Source organism: Blautia intestinihominis (assembly GCF_040096655.1).
In the GTDB taxonomy this organism is placed as follows: domain Bacteria; phylum Bacillota; class Clostridia; order Lachnospirales; family Lachnospiraceae; genus Blautia_A; species Blautia_A intestinihominis.
The window spans coordinates 1-14,606 of record NZ_JBBMEI010000079.1 but is presented as its reverse complement, the minus strand read 5'-3'; the positions used below and the strand labels follow the sequence as shown (position 1 = coordinate 14,606).

Sequence of the window (14,606 nt, the reverse complement as noted above, 5' to 3'; positions counted from 1 at the left end):
ATAAAACAGCTCGGCAAATTTAAAAATATTGTGGGTTCCAAAAACAAGGTTTACGAATGGGTATGTCTTCTTGATCTTCTCAACAACATGCGGCTCCTGCATCATACAGCCGAACAGGATGATCTTCATATCCGGATTCTTGTCCTTGAGGCTGTGAAGATGTCCAAGTCTTCCATAAACCTTGAGGTTTGCATTTTCACGGACAGTACAGGTATTGTAGATCACGACATCTGCTTCCTCGTTATCCTGTCTGTGATAGCCGATCTCATCCATGATTCCTGCCACAACTTCGGATTGTTTCTCATTCATCTGACATCCAAATGTTGTCAGGCAGTAAGTCAGAGGGCGGCCAAGTGTATTTGATTTCTGTGCAGTAAGTGTCTTTGCCAGTTCAATAAAAGAATTCTGACGTGCAGTTTCTTCCGCAGTCATGGTATTTGTTTTCTGTGATTCTTTTGTCATTTCCAATAACTCCTTATCCATAGATTCGTAATATCTCGATGATCAGTCAGATCTGATAAAATATTCTTTCATGGTCAAAATGCTAACAATTATATATTGTACAAAAAATTTCTGATATGTGCAAGCGGAATATCTACAGTGAAAACAAATACTCAAGCGGAAGGGTATGGATCTTTCGATATTCGCTTTGCAGCTGCTCTTCTCTGGTCTTTCCTTCTGCTTCCAGGGTTTCGATCCGAAATGACGGCTTATGGCAGATTTCTGCATAAAACTGTTCCGGCGAACCGGTTCCCGGACGGCCTGCAACAGAAAAATCCCCCTGGCCATTTCCGGAATTCTCCATGTAGTAACTGCTACATTTCTGGAGATGTCTCGCCAGACGATAACTTTTCTGGTTTGCTGCAAAAGATTTCGACTGTTTAAAATACAAAATACGATTTCGAAAATGGTCAAATGATAAAAGTCCACAACTTGGATATTCCTGAAAGATCCGGATCAATGCTTTCGTCTCATTTTCACTTGCAGGCTGCTGCATAACCTGTTTACGCTGATAATATTGTGTAGGAAAGTTCTTTCTGAGATCAACGCCTCTGCTGTTCCCGGTATACTCCTGACTCGGTATTTCCTGCATGCGAAGCATCTGCCGATAGATCGGATTACGAATCGCCTGGAAATCTCCTGTATAGATTTCATAACCATCGGGATTGAGCAGCGGTATGAAGCATAGACGCCAGTTTTGTAGAACTTCTCCGACTTCATAGATTTCTTCCATCTTCCATCCACTTTCCCAGGCTTTGACATATTCCTGCATCATCCGGATCAGAAACATCGGTGTCTGCCTGTCCAGTCCGGTAAGCCCGGAAAGACAGAAAATACAATTTGTCCCTTTTCCCAGTTCTACCATCGGAATCATTCTCTCATCATGACTTTTCCCAATGACGCGAAACTGTGCGATCTGGCTGTATCTCTGGGAAATCTCCCACATTTCATAATAAAGATCTTCATATGTACAGGATCGTGTATCTGGCATAATCTTTTCCCTCCATATTTCTTTTATTACAGATTTTTTATCCAAAATCATGTATCTGCCCTGTATTAATATATGAAAAGAGGCAGGTCAAAAGAACCTGCCTCTGTAAAATCTTTTGTTTTGAAATTTATTAAATGTCTTTTTTGCGTTTGCGGATCAGGATATATCCGGCTGCCAGCAGTGAGAGTACTGCCAGTGTTGCCATAGTTCCGATTGGAGATTCATCCATAGTAGAAACTGCGGACTTGGAGCTGGAACCATTTGCTTTCTCTGTTGCTGCTTCTGTTGCAGTCAGCTCTGCGTCAGTTGCGCTTCCACTTCCGCTTCCGCCGCCTGTTCCATCTCCATCTCCGGTTGGGGTTATGGTAAGGTCAGCATCTGTAAGTTCCTGTGAGCTGAACTGGGTTTTGACGGATTCAATTACATCTGTATCCTGCCATTCTGATCCGTTGTAAATCTGTTTCTTGAAGAATACATAGATGTTGTAAGTCTTAGCATCTTTGATACCTTTCGGAGAACCAATTCGGAAAGTAGTATTCTTGTCTGAAGTTTCCGTCGGATTTTCCTTCATACTCCAGTACATCGGAATCCATCTTTCATCGCCGGAAACATACGGCGGCTCATCATTCTGACCGGCTCCGGTTACTGAAAACTCATAAAATGTACCCGGAGTAAATTTCAGCGGATCCTTCAGACCGGTGATCTTGCTCTTGGAAGCAAGTTCAGAGACAGAATAGGTACGTGCTTTACGAGTATTATTGTTTGATGCAGGCGGACGTTTCGTCTTAAAGCTAGGAGTATTTAATTTAAAAATACTCATCTTAGCTTTACCAGTTGTAGGCTTTGCACAAACAACCAGCCAACTGTCTGCCTCCGGAACATTCTCTGCTTTGACAGTGAATGCTGTATTTGCTTTTACTGCATTTGTAGCCCGGCTTGAATCATACATGTTCTGGATTGTCTCTACACTGGTATCTGCATCTACAAAGAAATAATACCATTTGCAATCCTGAGTTGTAGAAAAATCCAAAGAAACGGTAGTATGATTTGTCCATTTCAAAGTACCGCTCTTATAAGTCAGGAAAGACGCTTCCTTAGGCGGACGTTTTTTATTGAAGCTGTCCTCGTCAAGTTTGAAATATTTCATTTCAGTCGTTCCATCAGTAGATGTCGCAAAAACAACCAGCCATTTGTTATTCTTTTCCGGAACATTTGTTGCTGTAACTGTAAATCCTTTATTTGCCTTAACTGATGTTGTAGTATGTTTTGCATCATACATCTTTTTGATTTTGGCTTCGCTTGTTCCTGAATCTACATAAGTATAATACCACTTACAATCCTTGGTATTAGACAGTTCAACAGAAACTGCTGTATGACTCGTCCATTTCAGTGTACCACTTTTATAGCTAAGGAAATCCTTTGTCGGTTCCGGATCTGGATCCGGTGTATCTGCCTTCTTTTTCAATGTGACTGTTTTTGTTGTTGTATCAGCTGCATTCAGAGTATACTCATCTGTATCATAGCCAAACTGTTTCACAGCACTCTCAAAAACACTTGATTCTACCTTGTCTGCCGCACCAAGCACCTGCCAGCCATCTGCTGCATTAGCATGAGTAAAGGAAATCTCTGAACCTGTAAGCTCATTTGTAATCATAAATTTTGCTTCCTTATCCAGATATACGTTTGCCTGTACATCCGCGATCTTATTATCTTTTACTATAACAGTGCCCTGTACAAGAATATCGGAGTCACTGTATACAGCACCATTTGCACCGGTATTTCCGGTGATCGTACCACCTGCAAGAGCAATCTGTCCGTTTGTGCAGTCAATTGCTGCGCCCTTTGCACTGCTGTTATTTCCGGTAAGAATTACATTTGAAAAAAGTCCAAAACTTCCATCGGTCACTTTAACAATGGAACCCTCTGCTGTAATGCTTGTATCCGTAAATGCACCACTGACTGTCAGTTTGCCACCATCTTTTACTTCAAACTGCAGGGAAGCATTTTCTCCAGATACCTGGAACATATCTCCTTTAAAAGAATCATCTGCCCTTCCGATAGAAACATCTCCCGCTGCACGGATGCAGACTTTCTTATTCTCTATTGTAACTGTAGATGATAATTCAAGCTGATCGGAAACCTCGATTACTGTAGCTTCTGAATCTGATGTTGCAGCTTCTACTTTATCAATTGCTGCCTGAAGTGATGGCTGATAGTCTGGTACATCATTACCAGCGGCATCCTTATTAATAATAGCAATTCCAGTAGCTGTATTCTCTTCTGCTACCGTCTCAGTTTCTGTAGTTTCTTCCGCCGGCTGTTCTGCTGGTGCTTCTGTCGGCTCCTCTGCCGGTTCTTCGGCTGGTGCCTCGGTCGGCTGTTCCGGCTCTGTCGGTGCCTCTGTCGGTTCTGCCGGTGCTTCTGTCGGCTGTTCTTCGGCTGCAGAATTATCTGTATCTTCGGAAGATCCGAAATCTCCCGTTTCCTCACCTGCTGTTTCAGATGCAGCATCTGCTGCCATTGCAGTAACCGGCACACCACCGGTAGCAAGTGCACCTGCCAGGATCATTGCATATAATTGTTTACGTCTCAACTTAAATCCTCCCATGTGTCTTCATTTCACAGTCGAAATTCCCATAAAATCACTTTCCGACTGCACGAAATATGTAACATCGTTAATTTGCTGTTCTTCAAACAAAGTTTGCATCAATAAACTGTCTTTCATTATACACACGCATATCCAAAATGTCAAATCAACGATGCATATTTCTGGTCATTATCGTTCGACCTTTTTTTACTTTTATGGTCGAATCTGGCCATTTCCATAGATAACATATTTGGTTGTTGTCAAAGCAAGGAGTCCCATCGGTCCTCTTGCGTGAAGCTTCTGAGTACTGATTCCGATCTCTGCACCATATCCAAACTCAAATCCATCCGTGAATCTGGTGGAAGCATTTACATATACAGCGGCTGCATCCACTTCATCCAGGAATTTCTGTGCATTGCTGTAATTCTCTGTGATAATCGCCTCTGAATGACCGGTATTGTACTTATTGATATGTGCGATCGCCTCATCTACATTATGTACTACCTTGATAGAAAGAATGTAATCCAGATATTCCGTTCCCCAGTCTTCTTCTGTAGCTGCGACTGCGCCCGGCATCAGTGTCTGTGCTTCTTTGTCTGCACGCATCTCCACATGTTTCTCCTGAAGACGCTTTGCAAGGACCGGAAGAAGTTTTTCTTTGACATTTTCATGGACAAGCAGAGACTCGCATGCATTGCAGACACCGACCCTCTGTGTCTTGGCATTGAGGATGATATTGACTGCCATATCAAGATCTGCGCTCTCATCCACATAAATGTGGCAGTTTCCGGTACCAGTCTCGATCACAGGGATTGTGCTCTGGTTCACAACGGCTTTAATAAGGCCCTTTCCGCCTCTTGGAATCAGGACATCCACATATTCGTTCATCTTCATGAACTCAGCCGCAGTCTCTCTGGAAGTATCTGCGATCAGCTGAATGGCATTTTCTGTTACGCCGTGGGCTCCTAAAGTCTCTCTGATGCAGTTTACGATCGCCTCGTTTGAATGAAGTGCATCACTGCCACCCTTGAGGATCACAACGTTGCCAGTCTTGAAACAAAGTCCAAATGCATCAGCGGTAACGTTCGGGCGTGCCTCATAGATGATCCCGACAACACCAAGCGGAACTCTTTTCTGACCGATCAGAAGTCCGTTCGGACGTTTTTTCATTCCGGTCACTTCACCGATCGGATCTTCGAGAGACACAAGCTGACGAAGTCCCTCTGCCATTCCTTCGATTCTCTCTCTGGTAAGGAGCAGACGGTCCACCAGACCTTCCGGCATGTGGTTTGCCTTTCCGTGTTCTACATCGATCGCATTGGCACTGAGTAACTGTTCTGTACATTCTACAAGATGATCTGCCACAGCCTCAAGAACCTCGTTTTTCTTGTTTGTTGTTATATTTCGAAGCTCTGTCTCGGCATCCTTGGCATTTTTTCCAAGCTGCAATAACATTTCATTCATTGTCAAAATCTCCTTCTGGAAACAGGTCTGTTATTTTGTGAGTTGGTAGATTTTATTTTCTGTAACGATAATCTCCGGCGAGATATCTGTCGGTTCTGTCGGAACAGAAGGTAAGATCTGGAAATCAAAAGCAACTGCCACTCTCTTGATCTGCAGGTGTTTCTCAAGGAAGCGGTCATAAAAGCCGCCGCCGTAACCAACCCTGTGATTCTGCGGGTCAAAAGCCACTCCCGGCATGACCATCATGGCATCTTCCCACTGAACGATCTCGCCACGCGCCGGCTCAGGGATCCCGAAATATCCCTTTTCAAGCTGTGAGAAATCCGTCAGTTTATAGAATACCATATCCTGTCCGACAACTTTCGGAACTGCGACTTCCTTGCCCTGCTTCCATGCTTCTTCGATAATGAAACCTGTCATGACTTCGTGGTTATAATCTGCATAGGCAAGAATCTTCTGTGCTGACTGAAATTCCGGAAGCTCTGCTACCTTCTGTGCGATCTGACGGCTCCATGCCTCTACCTGGCTGTCTGTACATTCTTTTCTTAATTTGAAGATCTGTTTTCTAATGAGTTTTTTTTCTTCCATATTTATCACCTAAATTTGTAACAGAACCATCGGCTTCTTTGATGCTGATATTATTTAACTGTGCTCTTAAGTTTCCGCGGACTGCTGCGAGATATTCCTTACGCAGTTCTGCCTGCTCTGCTTTTTCTTCTTCTGTAAGACCTACGCTCTTGGCTTTGTGTGCCAGTGCGTTGATACGGTCGATCTTTACGTTATCCATTCCCATGGTAAGTATCTCCTTTATTTAAAGTAATTTCTCAATATAATCGATCAGGAAAAATTCTTCTTTCTTATCACCGACAAACAAGGTTCCATAATTACGTCCTTCCATGATCTTGTGAATGATATGGAAATCTGCTCCGTTTGCAATGATCATGTCTGCGCCCGCAGATGTAGCAATCTCGGCAGCAGTAAGTTTCGTTGCCATTCCGCCGGTTCCGACTTTGCTCTTTGGACCCTTGCCCATGCTTAAGAGTTTCTCATCCAGTTTCTCAACCGTATGGATGAACTCTGCATCCGGATTGGCATTCGGATCATCTGTAAACAGTCCGTCGATATCGGAAAGCAGGATCAGAAGATCGGCTCCGATCAGTCCGGCGATGACGGCTGACAGGGTATCATTATCACCAAAAGATTCCAGTTTCTCAAGCTCATAGCTGGAAATGGAGTCATTTTCGTTTACGACCGGAATTGCCCCGACATTCAGAAGTTCCTCAAATGTATTTCTGGCATTGTGACGGTTCAGATTGTTGACCATAGTATTCTTGGTCATCAGGATCTGTGCCGCAACCTGATTGTACTCCGCAAAAAGTTTCTGATAGATCATCATAAGCTTTGCCTGTCCTACTGCGGAACATGCCTGCTTCTTCTTAAGTTCAGCCGGTTTCTCATGAAGTCCGAGAGCGGAAGCACCTACCGCAACAGCACCGGAAGTTACCAGTACCACATCCTTGCCCTGATTGTGAAGGTCGCTCAATTCACGTACCAGCACTTCCAGTTTACGCAGGTTCAGTTTATTGGTTTCTTTGTGGATCAGAGAGGAAGAACCTACCTTTACCACAATACGCTTTTTGTCTTTTAACATCTCACGGTAATTCATCGTTATGTCTCTCCAAGTATATTTTATTGCCGTTTCCCGGCAGAGCATTTATTGTTTATCTGGTGATTCCAAGATCATCGAGGGCTTTGGCCTGCTTTTTCTCCATGACAGCAGCTTCTTCCGGAGTCATATGGTCGTATCCGAGAAGATGAAGCATGCTGTGTGCAAACAGGAAGCTGAACTCGCGCTCAATGCTGTGACCGTATTCCTGTGCCTGGGAATAAACTCTGTCTACGGAGATCATCACATCTCCAAGAAGTAGTTCATCGGTATCCAGGTCAAAATATTCGTCCTTCTCATCGATCACAGAATAGTCTGCCGGTTTCTCAAACGGGATCATCGGGAAAGAAAGCACGTCTGTCGGTGCATCGATCAGACGAAATTCCGCATTTACCTTGCGGATCTCTTCGTTGTCTGTGATGACCAGGTTTACGCTGATCTCATACGGGCATTCCTCCAGTTCCAGGATATGGGATGCTACTTTCTCGGCGAGTTTCTCATAAGGGATCTCTAATTTGCGTTCGGTTTCATACTCGATCTGAATGGTCATTTCTTCTTCTCCTCACTGCGGCGTGTGGTGCGTCTTGCCGGCTTCTGTTTCTTCTCATAGTCATCGTAAGCCTGTACGATCTGCTGTACCAGTGGATGACGCACGACATCCTTGCTGGTAAGCTGGCAGAATCCGATATCATCAATCTTCTTAAGGACTTTGGCAGCGACATCAAGTCCGGATACCGCGTCTCTCGGAAGGTCCTTCTGGGAAGCGTCACCGGTCACAACTACCTTGGAGCCAAAGCCGATACGTGTCAGGAACATCTTCATCTGCGCCGGTGTCGTATTCTGTGCCTCATCCAGAATGATAAACGCATTATCAAGGGTACGTCCTCGCATATAAGCAAGCGGGGCAACCTCGATCAGCCCGCGCTCCATATTCTTGGCAAAGCTGTCTGCTCCCATGATCTGATACAGAGCATCATAAAGCGGGCGGAGATACGGGTCTACCTTGCTCTGAAGGTCTCCCGGGAGAAAACCAAGTTTCTCTCCGGCCTCAATCGCCGGTCTGGTAAGGATGATACGGCTGACTTCCTCATTGCGGAATGCAGTCACCGCCATCGCCATTGCCAGATAAGTCTTACCGGTTCCTGCCGGTCCGATGCCGAATACGATCATTTTTTTGCGGATCTGCTCTACATATTCCTTCTGTCCAAGAGTCTTGGGCTTGATGGGGCGTCCCTGTATCGTGTTGCAGATAAAATCCTTATCTATCTCTGTAAGTACCTGATTTCGCTCTTCCATGGCAAGTGACAGTGCATAGGTCACATTCTGCCGGGTAATGGTATTTCCCTTGCCTGCAAGTGTTACCAGTTCTTCTATCAGCTTCTTCGCCTGAGTTGCGCTTCCGTCTGTACCCAGGATCTTTAAACTGCCGTCTCTGGATATCAGTGTTACATTCAGGGTGCGCTCGATCAGCTTGAGATGCTCATCAAACTGGCCGAACACATTTCCCTCCAGATCTGCGGGGACCTGAGTGTGTAACTCAATAATGCTGTTAGTCATTCTCTGTTGTCCTTTCTTCGGGCTGCTCCTGTATTTCTACGGGAACCTCCCTTCCGGTTTTTTCTATGATTTCCAAAGACCCTTTGCTGATGCAGGTCTTATGGTCAACCTCTATTTTAACATTATTTGCGGATATTTGAAGCCCTTTTTCCATTAATTTTTTCTCATAAGCCTGTAAAATCTCCCATGATACGATCTTTGCCTCTTTTTCTGTGCGTTTTTTTGCGGTTTTACGATATTCTTTTCTGACGATTTTCCCATAAGATGCAGGAAGAAAAAAGTTCTCTGTTACCTGCCAGGGATGATATTCAACAGATTGTTGCCATCCGTTTTCTTTCTTTCCCCCGAAAGTAAAGATCCAGTTTCCCAGCCGGACACAGCCGCCCTTTTTTTCTGTTCCTGCAAAAACTTCTTCCTGATACTCCATCGGAACTTCGTGATAATACGCCAGTTTGTACTGGATATAGACATCCGCATCTGCTTTTACATATTGATATTGATAAACTTCCTGACTGTCATTCTTCAGTTCCAGCACACCAGAGACCAGAATATCCCCTTTTTTGCAGGTATCGCCCGGATAAAGCAGCGGGACTCCTGCACGGGTGACCATTTTTACGATCGTTCCGTCCTTCTCTGCTGCCAGGCTGCTGGCAGTCTGCTCCTTTGGCATATCATCTCCTGTAAAAATCCCTTCCTGCACTTCAAGGGTCAGCCTGGTTCCCTCCAGTTTTGCAGAAACCCAGGTGATTTCCGGATATTTTTCCCGGACTGCCGCGGCAATCTCACTACAGTTTATCTTTTTTCTTGAAATCCCATGTGTAATACCCTGATCGGCCAGAAACTCCAGGATCTCGCCTGTACTACATTGTCTGTTACCCTCGATCCGAATATTCCAGATATGTCCTGATAAAAATATAAGAAGTCCAATGCACAGCAAAATCCCAAGAAAAAATGCCTTTCTTTTTTTACTTCGATAAAAAAAGAAGGGCAGTCCATGTTTTTCAACAATATGTATCCTGACACCTGTCTTCCGACAGAGCGGACCAAGAAGAAAAAAATCTTTCACAGCGAGAATCCCTGTCAGAGCTCCATCAGGATGACAGCAAAGATTTCGGATGCAGATTTTTCTTCCCCGGCAGAGGTTCAGAAAACGCTCCGTCTGTTCTCCCCGGACCTGAATCTTTATGCAACCCTTCCAAAAGCAGATCAGCTTTTCCATAAACACCTCTATCGTTCCAGGATTATTTCTGACAGAATCCCCTCTATCTGCATCTCTTCCGGTGTATACCACAGGATTTTCAAGCCTTTCCCATGGACCACCAGTTTGCCGGAAAATGTCAGGATGATCAGTTCCTGCGGCTCATAACGAAGGATACTTCTGTAATTTCCTATCTGTATCTGGCTCTTGCCGGTAACCGTAAAAACCGATTCTTTTAAAGCCAGATCCCGTGGGATCTCCAGTGCCTCCACCAGGTTTTCCCTCCATTGCTCTTTCTTTTTCATAGAAAAAATCTCCGGCTTTTCTTTTAAATATATGCCGGAGATTTTTATTTAGACTTTTTATGAAGTTTTATTTTGGTTCACGGAACAGTACCATAGAAAACCACAGGATCGTATTTCCGCCAAGATTATATTCCATTACCTCACGCTCTACGATCTCACTGACTACAACACCGTGGCTTTCAAGACAGGGGTGCATCCTCTCCGGATGTCTGCATGGCTCGCCCTTAAGATAAGCGCATTCCTTACAGATATCACAGGATTCTGTCGAAAGGGTAAAGGTATCAAATCCCTCACCTTTAAGATATTCTGCCACAGCGGTCGTAAGTTCTTCATGTGCATCTCTGGTAGAAAGCATTTCCTCCATATTCATAATGTCAGAAACCTCTGCTACGCTGGAAAAAAAGACAGCACGGTCATAACTGTGGATTCTGTCCTCACATTCCTTAAGGGTTCCAACCGCCGGTGGACAGGCCCAGGTCGTTCCGTAACGTTCGCATTCCTGCTGACAGACGATCCGCACCCGTTCTGCCACTGACAAAGCCTTCGCGTCCAGAAGACGGTATTCATAGATCGGATAGTCCGATATAAATTTCTCAAATTTCGTTGTATTTAACTCAGCCGCCATTGGACAGCCTCCCTCTTCCTTAGTCCAGAATGATCAGTGCCATGAAAACAAGATCTTCATCGCCGCTGTTTGTAAGGCCATGTCCCTGGCCGTCCGGTGTAAAGGTCACATCTCCGGCACTTACCATGCGGAGTGTTCCATTGTCGCTGTAGATTCCCTTTCCGGAAAGGATATAATAGGTCTCACTCTCATTGTGATGCTCATGGTATCCAAGAGAACATCCCGGCTCCAGAGTCACCTCTGCATATAGTCTGCATTTGCCATTTAACTGTTTTTCGTCCAGAAGGCGCTTGATCAGTGCATGTCCCTGGCCGCCTGCCATATTTTCTACACGTTCTGTTGTCATCTTTGTTTCCTCCTTTTCTTGTAAAAAATTATTTATGATAAGGCTCATGGTTCAGAATCCGGTATCCCCGGTAGATCTGCTCCAAAAGGATCATCTGCATCAACTGATGAGGGAAAGTCATCCTGGAAAAGCTCAGTTTAAAATCAGCACGGTCAAGGACTTTATCTCCAAGCCCCAGAGAACCGCCGATCACAAACGCGATCGAACTCTTTCCCTCTACTCCAAGCTGTCCGATCTTCTGTGACAGCTGTACAGAATCCAGCATTTTGCCGTCGATCGCAAGCGCGATCACATAGTCATTGTCACGGATGTGCTTCATCAGACGCTCTGCCTCTGTCGCCTTGATCTGTTCGTTCAATGCATCAGAAGCCTTATCCGGTGTCTTCTCATCCGGAACCTGGCAGAATGTCAGTTTGCAGTAACGGCTTAAACGCTTTGCATACTCAGCAATGCCGTCATTCAGATATTTTTCTTTGATCTTACCAACTGTTAAAATACGGATTTCCATTATACGTTATGTTCCTCTATATAAGTTTCAAATTCTTCCATGGACATCAGGACCTTACGTGGCTTCGTGCCTTCCTCCGGACCGACCACGCCGGCATCAGAAAGCTGGTCCATGATCCTTGCTGCCCTGTTAAAGCCGATCTTGAACATTCTCTGCAGCATACCGATCGAAGCCCTTTCTTTCTCAATGATGAATTTGCCTGCATCCACAAAGTAGATATCATTCTCATCATTTCCACCGGAAGAACCGCCTGAGAGGCTGATCGTATTTACCTGCTGCTCGATCTGCGGATTATATGTCACTTTCGGATTCTTATCCGCAAGGAATTCCACAATGCTGCTGACTTCCTCATCGGAGACAAAAGCCCCCTGCAGTCTGGCCGGTTTCTGATATCCCTGCGGATAAAACAGCATATCACCTTTTCCGAGCAGCTTCTCTGCACCGTTCATATCGAGGATCGTTCGTGAATCGACGCCAGAGGAAACAGAGAATGCAATCCTCGACGGCATATTCGCCTTGATCAGTCCTGTGATGACATTGACAGACGGTCTCTGCGTCGCAATGATCAGATGGATGCCTGCTGCACGTGCAAGCTGTGCCAGACGGCAGATCGCATCCTCTACCTCTCCCGGTGCGACCATCATAAGGTCCGCAAGCTCGTCTACGATGATCACGATCTGCGGCATCGGTTTCTGCGGGGTTCCACCCTCCGGAACTGCCATGTTACTGATCTTGCGGTTATATTCACCCAGATTTCGAACGCCGTACTCAGCAAAAGTATTATAACGACTCATCATCTCGGACACTGCCCAGTTGAGTGCTCCTGCAGCTTTCTTTGGGTCTGTGACGACCGGGATGAACAGATGCGGGATGCCATTATAGACACTTAACTCAACCACCTTCGGGTCGATCATGATAAGCTTGACTTCCTCCGGCGATGCTTTGTACAGAATACTGATGATCAGTGTATTGATACATACAGATTTACCGGAACCGGTCGCACCTGCGATCAGAAGGTGCGGCATCTTGGCAATATCTGTGACTACCGGTTTGCCCGCAATATCCTTACCTACAGCAAAGGACAGTTTGGATTTCGCCCCCTGAAATTCCTGGGACTGCAGGATTTCCCGGAGCATGACCGCATGATTTTCCTTATTAGGGACCTCGATCCCTACAGCAGCCTTGCCCGGGATCGGAGCCTCGATACGGATATCCGGAGTCGCAAGATTCAGTTTGATATCATCTGCGAGATTGACGATCTTGCTTACCTTGACTCCCATCTCCGGCTGTAATTCATAACGGGTTACGGTAGGACCGCAGCTCACATTTGTGATTGTGACATTTACGCCAAAGTTGTGCAGGGTTTCCTGTAGTTTCTTAGCTGTCTTGCGAAGATGTGCATCAGAGTCTCCCTGCGATTTGCCATCTCCACGTTTCAGAAGTTTCAGCGGTGGATAATGGTATTCCTTTGGAACTTCAGAAGGTGCGGAAGTAATTTCTTTCTGAATATTGGTAATACCACTCTGGATTTCCTGCTCAGAAGATTTCGGATTCTTTTTCTGAGATGTCGTAGATTCTGCGGCCGGCTGTTCTGCTGTCTGCACCTCTGCCGTATGTTCTGGCCGAACCTCTCTCTTAAGCTGTTCCTGCCAGTCAGCTCCCTGATATGCGTCCTCTTCTTCATCTGGCGTTTCTTCTACCGGTTCGCTCTGAATCTCCGGTATTATGGTTTCTGGAATTTCTTCTTCTGGTTCATCCTGATATGCAGCAGGAATTTCTTCTTTCTCCATCGGTGCTTCCTGTCTGGAAAAATCCGGAAAAGCAGGAGCTGAATTCTCATCCTCAGAATCTCTGACTGCTTCTGCTCTCTGAATCCTGAATTCCAGCTGTCCCTGACTGCTTTCCTCCGTCTTGACAGATTCCTGCGGAAGTGGCATCTCCTCTGCCGGAAGCGGTGTCAGTTCCGGCTTCGCAGGCGGTGTCAGTTTGGTTCCCTCAAGAAATTCATGTTTCCTTGATTTCTGTTCAGGCTCGTCCTCATCATCTGCTTCTTCTGTAAGTGCTTCCTTCAGAGCTTTCATACGCTCTGCCTGTCTCTGTTCCCTGCGTAGTTTCCTTTCCTGCTGGCGGAGTTCTCTCCTGAGATCTCTTTCCGGCTGTCCTTCCATATAACGCTCGTGACCGCCTCTTGCCAGCTCACAGATCCCGTCCCAGACGCGAAAGATAAATCCGAAGAAAGATTTCTGCGTAACCAGGATCATCGTAATTAACAATACAAGCAGAATAATCACACATCCGCCAACCACACCAAATGCGGAAGTGGTTGAAATACAGATCGCGCCTCCGATCACACCGCCTCCCGTATGGTATTCGGACGAAATTCTGTAATATTCCGAAAAGGTAGTGTCTGCCATATATCCCTCTGTCAGAAGCTGGATCAGACCGCACAGGAAGATCCAGAATATAATTCCTGCCAGAACTTTCTTATATGCAAGCAGATTTTTCCTGTTGGATATAAGAAATACTGCACATCCAAAAAGCAAAACCGGAAAAAGATATGCCAGAAGCCCCATAATTCCAAAAGATGCCTTACTGATACTGCCTCCAACAGTTCCTCCCATCCCAAGATTGCTGATGATCAGAATCACTGAAGCCGCAAAGAAAATCCAGAGAATAATCTCTGTCTGGAATCCACTGGTAACTCCCTGCTTCTTTGTAGTCGTTTTCTTTGCAGCTGCTTTCTTTCCGGCGGTTTTTCTCCTGGAAGTGGCCTTGGTGGTTCCTCTTCTGTTACTTTGTTTCTTTGCTGCCATTTCGGGCACCCTCCTACTATTTCAACTCACAGCTATAGCTTCACG

The 14,606-nt window shown here is 45.4% G+C and carries 14 protein-coding genes and 1 pseudogene; all 15 read right to left on the bottom strand.

Features of this window, described 5'->3' with window-relative positions:
- Positions 1-462: pseudogene (locus WMO75_RS16490) on the bottom strand (tRNA (N6-isopentenyl adenosine(37)-C2)-methylthiotransferase MiaB); the annotation flags it as partial.
- Positions 463-595: 133 nt separating this feature from the next.
- Entirely contained in the window at positions 596-1,492 is an 897-nt protein-coding gene (locus WMO75_RS16485) for a M14 family zinc carboxypeptidase (protein WP_022215057.1), read from the bottom strand.
- Positions 1,493-1,622: 130 nt separating this feature from the next.
- A complete protein-coding gene (locus WMO75_RS16480) occupies positions 1,623-4,085 on the bottom strand; it encodes a right-handed parallel beta-helix repeat-containing protein (RefSeq protein WP_303223713.1) in 2,463 nt (820 codons plus the stop codon).
- 207 nt (positions 4,086-4,292) lie between these two features.
- Positions 4,293-5,543 (bottom strand): glutamate-5-semialdehyde dehydrogenase, encoded by a 1,251-nt coding sequence (locus WMO75_RS16475; protein WP_227222734.1) that lies wholly within the window; start codon positions 5,541-5,543, stop codon positions 4,293-4,295.
- Positions 5,544-5,573: 30 nt separating this feature from the next.
- A complete protein-coding gene (locus WMO75_RS16470) occupies positions 5,574-6,131 on the bottom strand; it encodes a 5-formyltetrahydrofolate cyclo-ligase (RefSeq protein WP_022215054.1) in 558 nt (185 codons plus the stop codon).
- Positions 6,109-6,330: a DUF896 domain-containing protein gene (locus WMO75_RS16465; RefSeq protein ID WP_118252829.1), complete on the bottom strand. Its 222-nt coding sequence runs from the start codon at positions 6,328-6,330 to the stop codon at positions 6,109-6,111. The genes WMO75_RS16470 and WMO75_RS16465 overlap by 23 nt, the downstream gene beginning before the upstream one ends.
- Positions 6,331-6,354: 24 nt before the next feature.
- Positions 6,355-7,209, bottom strand: a complete 855-nt coding sequence (gene proB / locus WMO75_RS16460) for a glutamate 5-kinase (RefSeq protein ID WP_022215052.1) — start codon at positions 7,207-7,209, stop codon at positions 6,355-6,357.
- Positions 7,210-7,264: 55 nt separating this feature from the next.
- Positions 7,265-7,759 (bottom strand): rRNA maturation RNase YbeY, encoded by a 495-nt coding sequence (gene ybeY, locus WMO75_RS16455; protein ID WP_022215051.1) that lies wholly within the window; start codon positions 7,757-7,759, stop codon positions 7,265-7,267.
- Positions 7,756-8,766, bottom strand: a complete 1,011-nt coding sequence (locus WMO75_RS16450) for a PhoH family protein (protein ID WP_022215050.1) — start codon at positions 8,764-8,766, stop codon at positions 7,756-7,758. Before WMO75_RS16450 ends, ybeY begins: the two co-directional genes overlap by 4 nt.
- A complete protein-coding gene (locus tag WMO75_RS16445) occupies positions 8,759-9,985 on the bottom strand; it encodes a sporulation protein YqfD (RefSeq protein WP_227222735.1) in 1,227 nt (408 codons plus the stop codon). Before WMO75_RS16445 ends, WMO75_RS16450 begins: the two co-directional genes overlap by 8 nt.
- Before the next feature lie 8 nt (positions 9,986-9,993).
- Positions 9,994-10,269 carry a YabP/YqfC family sporulation protein gene (locus WMO75_RS16440; protein WP_118699616.1) on the bottom strand — a complete coding sequence of 92 codons (276 nt, stop codon included), beginning with the start codon at positions 10,267-10,269 and terminating at the stop codon, positions 9,994-9,996.
- A 67-nt stretch (positions 10,270-10,336) separates the two neighbouring features.
- Positions 10,337-10,894, bottom strand: coding sequence for a DUF2284 domain-containing protein (locus WMO75_RS16435; protein WP_173906006.1), 558 nt, complete (start codon positions 10,892-10,894; stop codon positions 10,337-10,339).
- Between the two features lie 19 nt (positions 10,895-10,913).
- Positions 10,914-11,240: a cupin domain-containing protein gene (locus tag WMO75_RS16430; RefSeq protein WP_022215046.1), complete on the bottom strand. Its 327-nt coding sequence runs from the start codon at positions 11,238-11,240 to the stop codon at positions 10,914-10,916.
- 28 nt (positions 11,241-11,268) lie between these two features.
- Positions 11,269-11,748, bottom strand: coding sequence for a 23S rRNA (pseudouridine(1915)-N(3))-methyltransferase RlmH (rlmH, locus tag WMO75_RS16425; RefSeq protein ID WP_118252818.1), 480 nt, complete (start codon positions 11,746-11,748; stop codon positions 11,269-11,271).
- Complete coding sequence (locus tag WMO75_RS16420) at positions 11,748-14,561, bottom strand: FtsK/SpoIIIE family DNA translocase (protein ID WP_298089032.1); 2,814 nt, start codon at positions 14,559-14,561, stop codon at positions 11,748-11,750. Before WMO75_RS16420 ends, rlmH begins: the two co-directional genes overlap by 1 nt.
- Between the last annotated feature and the right edge of the window lie 45 nt (positions 14,562-14,606).

Coding starts and splice junctions, on each gene's coding strand:
- WMO75_RS16485 (WP_022215057.1), bottom strand. CDS start 1,492: ATGCCAGATACACGATCCTGTACATATGAAGATCTTTATTATGAAATG.
- WMO75_RS16475 (WP_227222734.1), bottom strand. CDS start 5,543: ATGAATGAAATGTTATTGCAGCTTGGAAAAAATGCCAAGGATGCCGAG.
- WMO75_RS16470 (WP_022215054.1), bottom strand. CDS start 6,131: ATGGAAGAAAAAAAACTCATTAGAAAACAGATCTTCAAATTAAGAAAA.
- WMO75_RS16465 (WP_118252829.1), bottom strand. CDS start 6,330: ATGGATAACGTAAAGATCGACCGTATCAACGCACTGGCACACAAAGCC.
- proB (WP_022215052.1), bottom strand. CDS start 7,209: ATGAATTACCGTGAGATGTTAAAAGACAAAAAGCGTATTGTGGTAAAG.
- ybeY (WP_022215051.1), bottom strand. CDS start 7,759: ATGACCATTCAGATCGAGTATGAAACCGAACGCAAATTAGAGATCCCT.
- WMO75_RS16450 (WP_022215050.1), bottom strand. CDS start 8,766: ATGACTAACAGCATTATTGAGTTACACACTCAGGTCCCCGCAGATCTG.
- WMO75_RS16445 (WP_227222735.1), bottom strand. CDS start 9,985: ATGGAAAAGCTGATCTGCTTTTGGAAGGGTTGCATAAAGATTCAGGTC.
- WMO75_RS16440 (WP_118699616.1), bottom strand. CDS start 10,269: ATGAAAAAGAAAGAGCAATGGAGGGAAAACCTGGTGGAGGCACTGGAG.
- WMO75_RS16435 (WP_173906006.1), bottom strand. CDS start 10,894: ATGGCGGCTGAGTTAAATACAACGAAATTTGAGAAATTTATATCGGAC.
- WMO75_RS16430 (WP_022215046.1), bottom strand. CDS start 11,240: ATGACAACAGAACGTGTAGAAAATATGGCAGGCGGCCAGGGACATGCA.
- rlmH (WP_118252818.1), bottom strand. CDS start 11,748: ATGGAAATCCGTATTTTAACAGTTGGTAAGATCAAAGAAAAATATCTG.
- WMO75_RS16420 (WP_298089032.1), bottom strand. CDS start 14,561: ATGGCAGCAAAGAAACAAAGTAACAGAAGAGGAACCACCAAGGCCACT.